The organism is Amycolatopsis sp. DG1A-15b (assembly GCF_030285645.1).
In the GTDB taxonomy this organism is placed as follows: Bacteria; Actinomycetota; Actinomycetes; order Mycobacteriales; family Pseudonocardiaceae; genus Amycolatopsis.
Map to the genome: position 1 here is coordinate 7,493,586 of NZ_CP127296.1, position 14,871 is coordinate 7,508,456.

A 14,871-nucleotide genomic window follows, 5' to 3' on the forward strand; every position below is an offset into this window, starting at 1 on the left:
GGTCATTCCCCTCGGGTGGTGGGTTGGGAGACGACGCAGAGCCTGCCATGCGCCCGGCGCGCTTCCAAGTTGCCCGGCAACCAGACGCCGCCCTGACCGCGCCACCGGGCGACGAGCGCGTCGACCGCGCGGAGGTGGGCGTCCGTGAGTTCGCGCACGTCCGAAGCCAGCAGCCACCTGCGGAGAACCCGCCGCCGGACCGCCGCGGGCTCCGCCGTGAGGACGCCCACATCCAGCCCATCGGGGCCGCCCGCGCGGGTGAAGATCGCCTCCGCCACTGTGTCCAACGCCTCGTTGTCCTCCCGCAGCTGCGCGGCCGTGCGGGCGAGTGCGGCGGCCACCCCGCCGTTGAGAACGTCCTCCAGGAGCGGCAGGACTTCGGTGCGCAGCCGGACGCGGGTGAAGCGCGGCTCGGCGTTGTGCGGGTCGTCCCACGGCTCGACACCGAGCTCGGCGCACGCCGCCCGGGTGGTGGCCCGGCCGACGGCGAGCAGCGGACGCCCCCACGGCGGATCGTGCGGCCGCATCCCGGCGACGCTGCGCGGACCGGAACCGCGGCCGAGCCCGAGCAGGACCGTTTCGGCCTGGTCGTCGAGGGTGTGGCCGAGCAGCACGAGGCCGTGCCCGGCGAGCGCCCGGTAGCGGGCCTTGCGCGCCGCGGCTTCCGGGCCGCCTGGGCCGGTGACGTCGACCCGGCGCACTTCGGCTTCGTCTGCGCCCAGTGCCTTCGCCGCGGCGGCCGCGTCGGCCGCGACCTTCGCCGAGCCTTCCTGCAGGCCGTGGTCGACGACCAGCGCGCGGACGACGTGCCCGCGGTGGTGCCCGACGTACGCGGCCGCCTCGGCCAGCGCGAGCGAGTCGGCGCCGCCGGAAACCGCGACGCAGATTTCGGGCGGCGCCTCGGTGACCTCCAGGAAGGCACGCACAGCCCGGCGGACGGCCGCGACCGCCGGGCCGGTCATCCGTGCAGGCGCCGGACCCACGCCGCCGGGTCGGCGATCTCGGCGCGCGAAGGCAGCGTGTTCGGCGACCGCCAGACGGCGTTGAAGCCGTCCATGCCGACGGCGTCCACGACGTGCTTCGTGAACTTCGCGCCTTCTTCGTACTGACGGATCTTCGCGTCGACGCCGAGCAGCGCGCGTAACAGCCGGTCGAAGACGCCGCCGCCCTTCCGCCGGGCGGTGAACCGCGCGCGGATCCGGTCGACGCTCGGCACGACCTGCGGCCCGACGGCGTCCATGACGTAGTCGGCGTGCCCCTCCAGGAGCGTCGAGAGCGCCAGCAGCCGGTCGAACACCGCGCGTTCCTTCGGTGACTGGAGCAGCTCGGCCAGGTTCAGCTTCGGGCCCTGCTTGATCGCCTCCGGCAGGCGGCCGAACAGGTCGGACAGGCTGTCGGTGCCGCCGCCCGCGAGCCCGGAGACGAGCCGCTCGACCTCGTCGGCGAAGTAGTCGCGCAGCCACTTGACCGCGGTGAACTGGAGCCGGTGGGTGCACTCGTGCAGGCAGACCCAGAGCCGGAAGTCGTGGCCGGGCACGTCCATCGCCTGCTCGGCGGCGACGACGTTCGGCGCCACCAGCAGCAGCGTGCCGGCGCGCTCGGGGCCGCCGAAGGGGTCGTACTGGCCGAGGACCCGGCTCGCGAGGAAGGCGAGCACCAGTCCGGTCTGGACACCGGCACCGCCGGCCAGGATCGGCCCGAGCGGCCCGCCCTGCTGCGGCAGCGCCCGCCCGGTCAGCGCGTCCAGCCCGGCCGCGGCCGACCGCACCCAGCCGGGACGGTCGACGACCTCGCCGGGCAGCAGCGGCAGGTCGAGTCCCAGGTTCGTCAGCTGCCGCACGTGCCCCTCGGCCTCGACGGTCAGCTCGCGCAGGTCGGTGACGGCCTCTTCGGCCCGTTCCCGCGGCACCTGCGGGCCCCCGCGCACCAGCAGCGCGCCGGTCTGCGCGGCGATCGCCCAGTCGACCATGGGCCGGGTCTGCGTTTCCTGACTCACCCTTCCGACGCTACCTGCCCCGGTGCCGGTTTCCGGCCACGATCTTCGTACGGTTCGGCGTCCGCTAGGCGCAGCCGCACTTGCGCAGGCTGGTCGCGAGAGCGTCGAGGGCGTCCCGGCCGGTGTCGGTGTCGGAGCCGGTGGACATGAACGCGAACACCAGCACCCGGCCGTCCTGGTCGAGGACCAGCCCGGCGAGGGTGTTGACCCCGGTGAGCGTGCCGGTCTTGGCCCGCACCCAGCCGCGGCCGGCCTGCGACGCCGCCGTGTCGAACCGCCCGTCGGCGAGGGTGCCCGAGCCACCGGCGACCGGGAGGCCGGCCAGCACCGGGCGCAGCTTCGCCGTGCCCGGGTTCTTGCCCTCCTGCGTCGCCGCGGCCGCCAGCAGCTGGGTCAGCAGCCGCGCCGGGATGCGGTTCAGCGACGAGATGCCGCTGCCGTCGGACAGCGCGACACCCGAGACGTCGAAGCCGTGGTCCTTCAGGACCTTGATGGTCGCCTTGGCGCCGCCGGCGTAGCTGGCCTCTTCGCCGTTCGCGAGCGCGACCTGCCGGGCGATCGCCTCGGCGAGGACGTCGTCGGACAGCACCATCAGGTCGGACACCAGCTCGGTCAGCGGGGCCGACTTGACCTCGCCGACCACCTTCGCGTCCTTGGGCGCGGTCGCCTGGCCGCCCGCCGAAGCACCCAGCTTCGAGGCGATCGACGACGCCAGCGCGGTGCCCGCGTTCGCCGTGCGCTGCGAGTTGTTGTCCTTGGCGTTGATGCGGCCGCCGTCGGCCATCACCGGGGACATCTGCGTCGCGTAGGTCGACGGCGCGTCGCCCGCCGCCCAGCCCGGCGCGGTCGTCGGTCCCTTGAACAGCGTCAGGTCGACCTGCACCTTCTTGACGCCCGGTGCCGCCTTCTTGACCTGGGCGACGAGGTCGTCGACGTGCGCGCCCCCCGGGTACAGCGGGGAGTCCGTGCCCAGCGGCAGGTTGGTGAGCGTCGTGTCGCCGCCGCCGACCAGGATCACCGTGGCCGGGTCCGCACCCTGCACGATCTTGGTCGACAGCCGCAGGTTCTGGTCCAGTGAGAGCAGCGCGGCCGCGGACGTGAGCACCTTCGTCGTCGAGGCGGGTGTCACCGGCGTCGACGATCCGTGGTCCCACAGCACGGTCCCGGTCACCGGGTCGGTCACGCTGCCGGTGAGCTGCCCGAGCGCGCTGTTGCCGGCCGCCGAGGCCAGCGCGGACTTGACGCCGTTCGCGGTCGGGGCCGTCCCGGACGTGGCCGGCCCCTGCAGCTGACGCGTGGCTGCGGACGGTGACGGCGGTTCGCCCTTGGGCGCGTTCGGTGCCCACGGCAGGCCCAGCCGGTTCGCCACCTTCGGCGTCGCCGCGGCGACCCCGCCACCGGCGAGCACCAGGAGGACGACCACGACGAGCGCGATCAGCTTGCCCTTGCGCCGCTTCTTCTTCGGCGGCTCCGCCGCGGCCGGCGCTTCGGCCGCGGGTGGCGACGGCGGCTCGGCGGGCGGCTCGGCCCGCTGCTCGGTGCGGGGCTGGTCGCCGCGGAGCTGGGGCTGCTGCTGGAAGACACCGGGGAACTGGGTGGGCCGCTCGATCCCGACGGTCGCCTCGGCGTCGAACCGCTGCCCGTCGGGTTCGATCCGCTGCGGCCGGGCGAGCGAGCCGGCGGACGCCGACGGCACCACCCCGCGCGGCGGCTCCGGCGGCAGCGCGGGACGGCGGTCACCCGGCTCGGCCGGCCGGTCGGCGACGCGATCTTCCCGCAGTTCGAGGCGCTGGCTCCAGGGTGCGGCGGGCTGCTGCTGGGCCGCCGGCTCTTCGCGGCGCTGTCCGGTCTCGCGGTTCAGCTGCTCTTCTCGGCGCTGCTGCTCCTCGCGCCAGTGCTGCAGCTCTTCACGCCACTGCTGCTGCGACTCCTCGGGCTTCGGCTCCTGCCCGGGCGGGACGTGGCGCTCGATCGGCACCACCGGCACCGGCCCGGACGGCTTCACCTCGATGTACTGGGTGCGCTCCCCGCCCGGCGACGGCGCGGCAGGCTCCGGCTCGGGCTGGTCGACGTACTGGGTGCGCTCCCCGGCCGACGACGGCGCGGCAGGCTCGGGCTCGGGCTGCTCGACGTACTGGGTGCGCTCCCCGGCCGACGACGGCGCGGCAGGCTCCGGCTCGGGCTGCTCGACCTGGATGTACTGAGTGCTCTGCTCGACGGACTCCGCCGGGGGCTGCTTCGCGGGCGACGGCTGGGCCGCCGGAGCCTGCTGGGCCGCGGGCTGCTGCTTCGGCGCACGGCTGCCCAGGCGGTCGGCGAGGTCCTGCTTGGCCGGGGACGGCGGGGGCGGCGGCTCCTCCTCCACCGGGGCGTTGAGGCCGGGGACCGGCTCGGGCGGCACGTTCGGTGCGAACCACGATCCCTTCGGCGCCTCGCTGCCTGTGACCTTGGGCACGGCGGAGCCGCCCGGCGGGGCCGGCAGGGACATCGGAGTGGTCTCCCGCGCGCCGGACGACGAGCGGTCTTCGTCCGACGAAGGCCACATCGGCTGGTCGTTTTCCGGCACCCACCACTCCTTCTCACCTGCCCCGGGAGGGGCCAAGCTCACATGCCGCGTGGCCGACATCGATGCGACCCGCGGCCAGGGCGTAGTCCACACTAGGAGACGTCAAGACAGTCCTGAAGGTTGCCGCCCGCGACGCGGGCATGCCCGAACCCGATAAAGAAGCAGCGAGGACGGCGTGGAGTTCGACGTCACGATCGAAATCCCCAAAGGGGAGCGCAACAAGTACGAGGTCGACCACAAGACCGGCCGCATCAAGCTGGACCGGACCCTGTTCACGGCCACGCAGTACCCGGCCGACTACGGGTTCATCGACGACACCCTCGGGCAGGACGGCGACCCTCTGGATGTGATGGTGCTCGTCCAGGAGCCCACCTTCCCCGGGTGCCTGATCCGCTGCCGCGCGATCGGCATGTTCCGGATGACCGACGAGAAGGGCCCGGACGACAAGGTCATCGCCGTTCCGTCGAACGACCCGCGCCTCGAGCACCTGCGCGACATCCACCACATGAACGAGTTCCACCGCCTGGAGATCCAGCACTTCTTCGAGGTCTACAAGGACCTGGAGCCCGGCAAGAGCGTCGAAGGCTCGTCCTGGGTCGGCCGCACCGAGGCCGAGGCCGAGATCGGCCGGTCGTACGAGCGCGAGACCGACCGCCTGGCCAAGGAGAAGGCCAACGGCGGCGCGGCCCACTAGCCCGCACGCGAAAAGGCCCCCCGGGAAGCTTCCCGGGGGGCCTTTTTCACGCGGTCAGTGCGCCAGGGCGAGTGCCGGAGCGTCCGCCTCGGCCTCCGCGCGCTGCTCCATGGCCGACTTGTCCGACAGCGGCTTCTCCTTGAGGAACCACACCAGCGCGAAGCCGACGGTCAGCACGATCCCGCCGACCAGGAACACCGTGCTCATCGACTCGGCGAAGCCCTGCAGGATCGGCCGGGCCAGCGTCGGGTCGAGCGTCGACAGGAACGACGTGTCGTTGACGTCGAGGCCGCTCTGCATCTGCTTCGCGAACTCCGGGTGCTGCGCCAGCGCCGCCGTGTAGGCCGGCGTGGTCATCGCCGAGCGGATGGCGTTCGCGATCCGGTCGCCGACCGTGCCGAACAGGATCGACAGGAACACCGCGGTGCCCGCCGTGCCGCCGATCTGCCGGAAGAACGTCGCCGCCGAGGTGGCGACGCCGATGTCCTGCGGGCGGACGTCGTTGGTCGCGGCCAGCACCAGCGTCTGCATCGAGGCGCCGAGGCCGAGGCCGATCACGAAGGCGATCACCATGACCAGGGCCAGCGAGGTGTCGACGGTGATCGTCGACAGCGCGAACAGCGCCGCCGCCATCAGGCCGATCCCGGCCACCGCGAACATCTTGTACCGGCCGGTCCGGGAGATCACCACGCCGCTGCCGAGGCTGGCGAGCATGATGCCGAGGGTCAGCGGGAGCATCTGCAGGCCGGCCTGGGTCGGCGTCGCGCCCTTGACGATCTGCAGGTACAGCGGCAGCGACATCATCGCGCCGAACATCCCGGCACCCTGCACGACGGTGACGATCGTCGACATCCGGAACACCGGCCGGTTGAACAGGCGCAGCGGCAGCAGGGCCGCGTCGCCCATCCGGCGTTCGATCCAGACGAACGCGGCCACACCCAGCCCGCCGACTACGTACATCGCGATCGAAGCGGCGGAGCCCCAGCCCCACTCGCGGCCCTGCTCGGCGACGATCAGCAGCGGCACCAGGCCGGTGGCCAGCGCCACGGCACCCCAGTAGTCGACCTTCTGGTCCACACGGGTGTGCGGGAGGTTCAGCACCTTGGTGACGACGACCAGCGCGGCGAGCGCGATCGGGACGTTGACCAGGAAGACCCAGCGCCAGCCGGTGATGCCGGCGAAGGTGTCGATACCGGCGAAGAACCCGCCGACGACCGGGCCGGCGACGCTCGAGATGCCGAACACCGCCATGAAGTAGCCCTGGTACTTGCTGCGCTCACGCGGCGCGGTGATGTCGGTGATGATCGCCAGGGCGAGGGACATCAGGCCACCGGCACCCAAGCCCTGGAAGGCGCGGAACGCGGCGAGTTCGTACATCGACGTCGCCATGCCGCTGGCCAGCGAGCCGACGAGGAACAGCGAGATCGCCGTCAGGTACATGGGCTTGCGGCCGTAGAGGTCGGACAGCTTGCCGTAGAGCGGCGTCGAGAGCGTGGCGGTGATGAGGTAGGCGGTGGTGGCCCAGGCCTGCAGGGACAAGCCGTGGAGCTCGTCGGCGATGGTGCGCATCGAGCTCGACACGATGGTCTGGTCGAGTGCGGCGAGGAACATGCCGAGCATCAGCCCGGACAGCACGGTCAGGATCTGGCGATGGGTCAGTTTGCCGTTCGTGGCGGCTGCTCCTTCCGCCGTGGTGGTGTCGCTCATGGTGGTCTCCCTCGGAAAGTCTCCGGCGTAGTTGCTTGTACCTCTCAACTACTTGCTTGAGCCAAGTATTCCTCGGACGCTTGTATCGTGCAATCAAATTTTTTGTGACCCCGGTCTCCCACCACGCTTGACCGCTCCGGCAACCACGGTGACCTCGGCGGACGGGACGTCAAGGCTGGTGACGAAGGCGTAGAGATCACTCAGATCCCGGCACCAGACAGCGGCCATCAGGTTCGTGACACCGGTCGTGGCGAGGGTGCCGTGGACCATCGGGTGGCTCGCCAGCGCTCGCCCGACGTCGTCGAGCCTGCCGGGCGGGACGGTCATCCAGACGTTCGCGTCGACCTCGAGGCCCAGCGCACGGACGTCGATGTTCGCGTAGGTGCGGAGGCGCCCGGCCGCGGTCAGCCGGTCGAGGCGACGGCGGACGGTGGATTCCGGCGCTTCCGCGACCAGGTCGCCGGGGCCCAGCCGGGCGTCGGCGGCGAGGCGGTTCAGCAGCCGCCGGTCGAGTTCGTCGAGCGGCACGTCCTCGCCGGGTGGCGGCGGAGTCAGCGCGGCGACCTCGTCGGCGGTGAGCAGGCCGGTTCGCCACCGGGTCGCGTCGGAGAACACGTGCAGGATCGAGTGCGCGCGCAGCTCGGTGACCGCGGACGTCGACGGCAAGGCGTCGTGCACCAGCCGCCCGTCGAGACCGCCGAGCGCGACGGCGCTGATCTCTTCGCCGCCGGCGAGGATGTCGACGAAGAGGACGTCGTCGCGCTTCGCAAGCGCGTCGGCGATCACCGATGTCCGGCCGCGAAGCACCTTCACCCGTAGAAGCAGCGCGCCACGCAGGCCGTGTGCGGGATTCGGAACGCAGACCACGCTCAACCGGCCGTCGGCCTTGAGCCGCGCGATCACGCGGGTGACCGTGCGCGGCGAGAGATCGAGGACCTCGGCGATCCGACCGGGCCCGGCGCGGCCGTCCACCTGCAGCGCGGAGACGACTCGCTGTTCGATTTCAGTCAAAAGCTGCACTTCGAAGTCCGGTTTCGCTCGATTCGACGCCCGGGAGTACTTTGCGGCGCCAGCGGAGCTTAATCCTGGCCTCATGCTGAAATCCGTGATCGACATCGTGGAAACCCTGGCCGCGGGCGTCCGCGCCCCGGAGCGGCCGCCCGCCACCTTCGAAGAACTCGCCTCGGTGTTCGGGGCGATCGACGACCCGCTGGCCGCGAGCCTCCGCGCCGCGCTCACCGGGGTCCGGCCCGCAGCGGCGTGGGCGGACGAGTTCGACGACCTGCCCGGCGGCGAGGTCTGGGTGGTGGACGCCCTCGACGGCGCCGTCCAGCTCCTCCAGGGCCTGCCGCAGTACTGCCTCACCGTGACGCTGGTGCGCGACGGCGAACCGGAGCTCGCCGTGCTGCACTCGCCGTGGCTGAAGGAGACCTACGCGGCCCGGAGAGGCGAGGGCGCGCACCGGAACGGCAGACCCGTCGAGCCCTCACGGAAGAAGAGCCTGGACGCGGTCATCGCGGCGACCAGCCAACCGCCGTTCGTCGCGAAGCAGCCCGGGGTCGCGGAAGCGGCAGGCACCTCACTGACCGCCGTGCTGAAAGAAGTCGCTGCCGTGAGGAACCTCGGGCCGACGTCGTGGCAGGTCGCCGACGTCGCCGCCGGGCGGCTGGACCTGTTCTGGCAGTACGGCCGTGACGCGACCAACCTGGCCGGCGCCGCCCTGATCGCGCGCGAGGCCGGCGCGGTGGTCACCACCGCCGACGGCGCCCCGTGGACGCCGTCGGCGGGCAGCTTCCTCGCCGCCGCGCCGGGACTGCACGCGACGGCCGTCGAAATCCTGCGTCAGGCGGAGTAGCCCGGGATCGGGAACGGCGCCAGGAACTCGCGGATCTCCGCGGCGATCGCGTCCAGCGCGGCCTCCTCGGAAGCCGCGGCCGCCGTCACCGTGCGGTCGATCCACTCCGCCACCTGGACCTGGTGCTCCGGCCGCAGACCGCGCGTCGTGATCGCGGACGTGCCGAGCCGGATGCCGGACGGGTCGAAGGGCTTGCGCGGGTCGAACGGCACCGTGTTGTAGTTCAGCTCGATGCCCGCGCGGTCGAGGGCCTGCGCGGCCGGCTTGCCCGCGACACCCTTGTTCGTCAGGTCGATCAGCAGCAGGTGGTTGTCGGTGCCACCGGACACGAGGTCGTAACCGCAGGCCAGCAGCGCGTCGGCCAGCGCGCGGGCGTTCGCGACGATCGTGTGGGCGTAGTCGCTGAACGACGGCTGCTGCGCCTCGCCGAGCGCGACCGCGATCGCCGCGGTCGTGTGGTTGTGCGGGCCGCCCTGCAGCCCCGGGAACACCGCCTTGTCGACGGCCTTGGCGTGGTCGGCGTCGGAGAGGATCATCGCGCCGCGCGGGCCGCGCAGGGTCTTGTGCGTGGTCGTCGTGATCACCTGCGCGTGCCCGACCGGCGACGGGTGCGCGCCGCCCGCGATCAGGCCGGCGATGTGCGCGATGTCGGCGACGAGGACCGCGTCCACCTCGGCGGCGATCTCGGCGAACGCCGGGAAGTCGATGGTGCGCGGGATCGCCGTCCCGCCGGCGAAGATCAGCTTCGGCCGGTGCTGCCGGGCGAGGTCGCGCACCTGGTCGAGGTCGACGCGGCCGGTCTCCTTCGCGACGCCGTAGCGCACCGGCGTGAACCACTTGCCGGTGGCGGACACGCTCCAGCCGTGCGTGAGGTGGCCGCCGTCGGGCAGCGCCATGCCGAGCACGGTGTCGCCCGGCTGCGCGAAGGCCAGGTACACGGCCAGGTTGGCCGGAGACCCGGAGTACGGCTGGACGTTCGCGTGGTCGGCGCCGAACACGGCCTTCGCCCGCTCGATGGCGAGCTGCTCGACCTGGTCGATGAACTGCTGGCCCTCGTAGTACCGCTTGCCCGCGTAGCCCTCGGAGTACTTGTTCGTGAGCACGGTGCCGGTGGCTTCGAGCACGGCCTGCGAAACGTAGTTCTCCGACGCGATCAGGCGGATCTTGTCGTGCTGCCGCTTGGCTTCGTCCTCGACGAGCCCGGCGATGGCGGGATCGGCGGCGGCGAGTGCGGTCAGTTTCGGCTGGTGTGTCATGGCGTACTCCGGCTCTGGAGTGGCCTTCACCCAGGCGCGCGGTGCCGGCCTCGTCGTCGCTTCCCGGTGGTGCTCCACCTCGATGGCGCCAGTCGCTGCTGCGGGGAAGAGCGTAGTCCACTCCGCTCGCAAGCCGGTCCGCCCGACGGTCAGGGCACGACCACGACACCCATCGAACGGGCCGTACCCGCGATCGTGCGCATCGCCGCCTCGACGTCCGAGGTGTTCAGGTCGGGCAGCTTGCGCTCGGCGATCTCCCGCAGCTGAGCCTCCGTCAGCTTGCCCGCGACCTCGTGCCCCGGCCGTGGAGAGCCCTTGTCCCCCAACGCTTTCTTGATGAGGAACGACGTCGGGGGCGTCTTGAGCCGGAGCTCGAACGAACGGTCTTCGAACACCGAGACGACCACCGGCACGATGTCGCCGCGCTGGGCCGCCGTCGCCGCGTCGTAGGTCTTCTTGATCTCGACGAGGTTGACCCCGGTCTGCCCCAGCATCTTGCCGAGGTCGACGACCGGGGCATTGCCCGCGGTGAGTTCCAGGGTGACCTGGTGGGTGAGTTTCTTCTTCGGAGCCATGCCCCGAAGCTAGAGTCTCCAGTTACTGGAGGGTCAAACCGGTTTTGTTCCCGCGCGGTGCCGGCGCGCCAGCTCCTGGTAGATCGCCGCGTTGTGCTCGACCCACATCCGCGCCGAGTCGGTCAGGGGGACGAACTTCTTCGCCGGGCTGCCCATCGCGATCACCTCCGGCGGCACCTCCGTCGCCGGCGTGACCGTCGCCCCGGCCGCGACCAGCGCCCGCGCGCCGATCTTCGCCTTGTCGAGCACGGTCGAGCCGTTGCCGATCAGCGCCTGCTCCTCGATCGTGCAGTCGTGCACGAGGCACTGGTGGCCCACGGTGACGTTCTTGCCCACTTCGCAGACGCCGTCGTTGACGTGGATCACCGAGTTGTCCTGGATGTTGGCGCCCTCGCGGATGACGATCCGGCCGAAGTCGGCCCGGATCACCGCGCCGAACCAGACCGAGGCGTCCTTCTCGACGACGACGTCGCCGATGAGGGTGGCGGTGGGCGCGATCCAGGCGTCCGGGTGGACCTGCGGGCTGAGCCCTTCGAACGAGAACAGAGGCATGCCCAGACCCTAGACCGCGCCCGGCGCGTCAGCCGGTGATCGCCGCGTTGATCAGGATGTCGACGGCCTGGTCGTTGCGCGTGGTCTGCGGGACGATCTGGGTGTCGCGCGGGTAGAAGCCCGGGCTGCTGCCCTTCGGGTACATCTCGAAGGTGAAGCTCCAGATCTTGTGCGTCGCCCACATCCAGTCGTTGACGCTGCCGTCGGTGATGTAGAGGTCGCTGGACTGCTCCGGCGTGTAGCCGTTGGTCGCGGCCATCTGCTTCCCGAGCGTCTGGAACTTCTGCGCCTCCGCCGCGGTCAGGCCCGGCGCGGTGTCGGCGTAGGTGTAGCCGAACGGCCAGAGCACCAGCTCGGAGTAGGTGTGGAAGTCGATGTGCGTCTTGATCTGCTGGACGCCGCCGACCGCGCGCGAGTTCACCCAGTTCGAGACGGCGCGGGTCTCGGGCGCGGAGAACGCCGCCGTGCCGCGGTAGGTCTCGCTGGACGTCGAGCCCGACGAGCCGCCGCAGCAGCCCCACTTGTAGCCCCAGTTGCGGTTGGTGTCGGTGCCGGGGCCCTGGCGGTTCTTGCGCCAGCTGTGGAACGTGCCGCCGGAGATGTCGTACTCGGAGCCGTCGGGGTTGACGCTGGGGATCACCCAGATTTCGGTGCTGTCGACGAGCCGCTTGATCGCACTGTTCGTCGCGTACCCGCTGGTCAGCCGCTGGACGATGTGCAGGCACATCTCCGTGGTGAGGTGCTCGCGCGCGTGCTGGTTGCAGGTGAAGAGCACCTCGGGCTCGTTCTCGTCGGTGACGGCGTTGTCGCTGATCTTGATCAGTGAGAGGGCGCGGCCTTCGTAGGAGGTGCCGGCGCTGCCCAGCTTGGTGAGCGCCGGGTAGTTCGCGACGGCCTTCTGCAGCTCGGTCTGCGTCTCCGCGTACGTGTGGTAGCCGGTGTAGCCGGCCGGGAAGTCCTCGGCGGTGGCGGTGCCCTGCGGCCGGTTGACCTTGCCGAGGGCCTTGACGCCGAAGCCCTGCGCACGCAGCTGGGCCGCTTCGACGGGGTTGGCGATGACCGTGGTCGTCGTGCCGTCGGCGTCGAGGATGTCGGCGCCGGTCCGGGCGACCTCGGTGCGCTGCTGGGCCGTGGCGGCGCCGGTCACCTCGTACACCTGCGGTCCGCCGGGCTGGGCGGCACCGGCCTGGCCGCCGGTGGTGAGCACCAAGAGGACGGCCGCGGCCGCTGCCATGCACGTTCGTGTGCGCATCACGTCTCCTGCTCTCGAGGGTTCCTCGACCTTGGCGGGAGCCGGACGTAGCACGCAATCCGGAGCAGTACGGATCTATTGGCGGTTTCTACCCGTAGTTCGCAAAGCAGAGCGCCTCGATGTCGGCACGCAGCGTGGCGAACGGCCGCGGGCGCACGCGCTGCTGGACGACCGTGCCCAGCAGGTACGACAGCAGGGCGCGGGCCCTGGCCCGCGGGTCGTCGACGTCGAACGGGGCGAGGAGCTCGGCCAGCAGCTCGGTGAGCGATGTCAGCATGACGTCGATGGCCTGCGGGTGCTGCGCCCGGCCGGCGGCGATCCAGTACTCGAACCAGAGGAAGGCGGCGTTCGGGTTCGCCGCGAAGACGCGCAGGTACTCCTCGAGGACGGCGAAGAGCCGCTCGCGGGGCTCGTCGTGCTTCGCGGCGACCTCGCGCAGGCCCGCGGCGAAGGCGGTGATGTGGGCGGCCATCGCCCGGTCGATGAGGACGTCGATGTCTGCGAAGTAGTAGTGGATCGCGCTCTTGGTGAGCGGGCCGGCGTCGGCGATGGCCCGGACGGTGCACCCGGCGAGCCCGTCGCGGGCGAGGACGACGCGGGCGGCCTCGACGATCTGCTCCTGCTTGGCCAGCTGGTTCGGCGAGAGCTGCTCGCTGCGGCCGGGGACTGCGCTCACGGTGATTCTCGTTACCTTCTTCCTGGACGCCGGACCCGAAATCCTAGGGCAGAGGTCCTGTGAGCGGCTTTCGGGTGAAAAACCGGATTGGCCACCCCGCTCCGCTCGGCGGACAATGCCCGGCATGGTGATCTCAGGGGACAAGGGGCTCAGCCCGGCTGCGCGCAGCCAGCTGGAGAAGGAAATCGAGAACTTGCGCGCGCAGCGGGCAGCCCTCGCGCCGCAACCCGGCGAGCAGGAACGCACCGGGGACGCGGCGGACCAGGCGGACGTGATCGACCGGGCGGAGTCCGCGGCCCGGCTGGACCGCCAGATCGCCGACCTGGCGGCCAAGATGGAGCACGGCGGCTACGGCAACAGCCAGCTCCCGGACGGCACGGTGGTCACCCTGCGCTTCTCCGACGGAGACGAGGAGACGTTCCAGGTGGTGACGGTCCCGGGCGAGGACGCGGACGCGATCACCTCGGACAGCCCCCTCGGCCTGGCCCTGGTCGGCAGGAAGGCGGGCGACGAGATCACCTATCGAACGCCCCGTGGCGACGCCAAGGCCACGGTGGTGAAGCTGACCCCGCCGAAGTAACCCCAGTCCGTCCGAAGGGCCCCCGGCTCGCGGCCGGGGGCCCTTCGCTGTCCCCGTACGGGTGGTTTCGATCGTCGTCCTGCGGGGCGGCGGTTGTGATAGACAGGCGACATGCGGCTTTTGGGGGAGTCCCGGTGAACAACGACGTGTCCCAGAACCTCGTGGTCTTCCGCCTCAAGGGCTTCGACGAGCCGGTACTGGCCAGCGCGCCGACGCAGGCCGAGGACGCGGTCGAACAGGCGTGGGCCAGCGTCCGGCAGCAGCACAAGGTGCGCGCATCCGCGGTCGCGGCGGTGTACAGCGAATGGCAGCCGTCCGCGGCGGATCAGAAGTTCATGGCCAAGAACTTCCGCAAGGCCGAGTGCACCTACAGTTTCGCCCGGCCCGCCCCCGGAGAGTGGGAGCGCGCGTTCGCCGAAGCTCGCTCCGTGATAGCCGAAACCCACGAGTCCCGGCAGGCCGAGGAGGTGCTGCCGGTGCTGTGGAGCACATCCTCACCCCGCGCCGGCCTGCTCGACACGCTGCCGCACCAGCCTCTGGTCCCCGGCCGGTTGTCGGTCGCGCTCGCGGTGGTGTCGCGAACCCCGCAGGGCAACATCGGGATGCACCACATCACCCGCCACCAGCACGAGGAAATGGGCACGCCCCCGCTCGAGGACCTGTTCGGCGTCGGGTACCAGAGCCTGACACGAGGGCTGGAGTTCGAAGTCCGCCGTTCAGGACAGGACGTCCTGGTCTCAGTCGCCAGGCAGAACCTGATGGCGGCATCCGCGCTGGCACTGCCCGACTTGTATCCCCAGCTGTCCCACCACTTCGGCGCCGGCAACCTGATCGTCGGCCTGCCCTGCCCGGACGAGATGTACGTCGCCGGGGAAGAGTCCGGCTTGGCGCAGACCATTCGGGAGCAGGTGCTCGGTTCGCCGTACGAGACCACGGAGCTGGTCCCGTCAGTGCTGCGGCTCGGCCCCGGCGGGCTGGAGCTGCTTGCCGAACGGGACCACTGACAGCTGGGTCACCCATCAGACGGATCAGGCCCCATCCGAGGACTCTCGGATGGGGCCTGTTTTGCGGAGCCGCCTAGGGGAATCGAACCCCTGACCTATTCATTACGAGTGAATCGCTCTGGCCGACTGAGCTAAGGCGGCATGTTGCCCGCTTGCGC

Annotated in this window: 14 protein-coding genes and 1 tRNA gene; 4 read left to right on the forward strand and 11 right to left on the reverse strand. The window is 71.2% G+C overall.

Annotation, left to right across the window (positions count from 1 at the left end; all coding sequences use genetic code 11):
* Positions 1–2: 2 nt before the first annotated feature.
* The 3 genes from tilS to dacB all read right to left on the reverse strand — a co-directional run bounded on the left by tilS (position 3) and on the right by dacB (position 4,562).
* Positions 3–962, reverse strand: coding sequence for a tRNA lysidine(34) synthetase TilS (gene tilS / locus QRY02_RS34490; protein WP_285986976.1), 960 nt, complete (start codon positions 960–962; stop codon positions 3–5).
* Entirely contained in the window at positions 959–1,969 is a 1,011-nt protein-coding gene (locus QRY02_RS34495; protein WP_285993995.1) for an Rv3626c family coenzyme F420 biosynthesis-associated protein, read from the reverse strand. Before QRY02_RS34495 ends, tilS begins: the two co-directional genes overlap by 4 nt.
* Before the next feature lie 91 nt (positions 1,970–2,060).
* Positions 2,061–4,562 (reverse strand): D-alanyl-D-alanine carboxypeptidase/D-alanyl-D-alanine endopeptidase, encoded by a 2,502-nt coding sequence (gene dacB, locus QRY02_RS34500; protein ID WP_285986977.1) that lies wholly within the window; start codon positions 4,560–4,562, stop codon positions 2,061–2,063.
* A 175-nt stretch (positions 4,563–4,737) separates the two neighbouring features.
* Here dacB and QRY02_RS34505 point away from each other — a divergent pair, with 175 nt between their 5' ends.
* Positions 4,738–5,256 (forward strand): inorganic diphosphatase, encoded by a 519-nt coding sequence (locus QRY02_RS34505; RefSeq protein ID WP_285986978.1) that lies wholly within the window; start codon positions 4,738–4,740, stop codon positions 5,254–5,256.
* 54 nt (positions 5,257–5,310) lie between these two features.
* Here QRY02_RS34505 and QRY02_RS34510 read toward each other — a convergent pair whose 3' ends face one another.
* Positions 5,311–6,963 carry an MDR family MFS transporter gene (locus tag QRY02_RS34510; protein ID WP_285986979.1) on the reverse strand — a complete coding sequence of 551 codons (1,653 nt, stop codon included), beginning with the start codon at positions 6,961–6,963 and terminating at the stop codon, positions 5,311–5,313.
* Positions 6,964–7,056: 93 nt separating this feature from the next.
* On the reverse strand, positions 7,057–8,079 hold the full coding sequence (locus QRY02_RS34515; RefSeq protein WP_285986980.1) for an Lrp/AsnC family transcriptional regulator: 1,023 nt from the start codon (positions 8,077–8,079) through the stop codon (positions 7,057–7,059).
* On the opposite strand from QRY02_RS34515, the gene QRY02_RS34520 reads away from it, so the two are divergent.
* Positions 8,057–8,818 (forward strand): inositol monophosphatase family protein, encoded by a 762-nt coding sequence (locus tag QRY02_RS34520; RefSeq protein WP_285986981.1) that lies wholly within the window; start codon positions 8,057–8,059, stop codon positions 8,816–8,818. The two genes, QRY02_RS34515 and QRY02_RS34520, sit on opposite strands and share 23 nt — an antisense overlap.
* On the opposite strand, the gene glyA is transcribed toward QRY02_RS34520, so the two are convergent.
* From glyA to QRY02_RS34545, 5 genes are all read right to left on the reverse strand, one after another.
* The gene (gene glyA, locus QRY02_RS34525) at positions 8,806–10,074 is read right to left on the reverse strand and encodes a serine hydroxymethyltransferase (protein ID WP_285986982.1); all 1,269 of its coding nucleotides are present in this window, start codon (positions 10,072–10,074) and stop codon (positions 8,806–8,808) included. The two genes, QRY02_RS34520 and glyA, sit on opposite strands and share 13 nt — an antisense overlap.
* A gap of 149 nt (positions 10,075–10,223) precedes the next feature.
* Entirely contained in the window at positions 10,224–10,649 is a 426-nt protein-coding gene (locus QRY02_RS34530) for an uL11 family ribosomal protein (RefSeq protein WP_285986983.1), read from the reverse strand.
* 33 nt (positions 10,650–10,682) lie between these two features.
* Positions 10,683–11,201, reverse strand: coding sequence for a gamma carbonic anhydrase family protein (locus tag QRY02_RS34535; protein WP_285986984.1), 519 nt, complete (start codon positions 11,199–11,201; stop codon positions 10,683–10,685).
* A 28-nt stretch (positions 11,202–11,229) separates the two neighbouring features.
* Positions 11,230–12,435 (reverse strand): M14 family metallopeptidase, encoded by a 1,206-nt coding sequence (locus tag QRY02_RS34540; protein ID WP_285993996.1) that lies wholly within the window; start codon positions 12,433–12,435, stop codon positions 11,230–11,232.
* Positions 12,436–12,541: 106 nt separating this feature from the next.
* Positions 12,542–13,129 carry a TetR/AcrR family transcriptional regulator gene (locus tag QRY02_RS34545; protein WP_285986985.1) on the reverse strand — a complete coding sequence of 196 codons (588 nt, stop codon included), beginning with the start codon at positions 13,127–13,129 and terminating at the stop codon, positions 12,542–12,544.
* A gap of 124 nt (positions 13,130–13,253) precedes the next feature.
* On the opposite strand from QRY02_RS34545, the gene QRY02_RS34550 reads away from it, so the two are divergent.
* Entirely contained in the window at positions 13,254–13,709 is a 456-nt protein-coding gene (locus QRY02_RS34550; RefSeq protein WP_285986986.1) for a GreA/GreB family elongation factor, read from the forward strand.
* Between the two features lie 134 nt (positions 13,710–13,843).
* A complete protein-coding gene (locus QRY02_RS34555; protein ID WP_285986987.1) occupies positions 13,844–14,713 on the forward strand; it encodes a hypothetical protein in 870 nt (289 codons plus the stop codon).
* Between the two features lie 67 nt (positions 14,714–14,780).
* On the opposite strand, the gene QRY02_RS34560 is transcribed toward QRY02_RS34555, so the two are convergent.
* Positions 14,781–14,854, reverse strand: a tRNA-Thr gene (locus tag QRY02_RS34560).
* Positions 14,855–14,871: the final 17 nt, after the last annotated feature.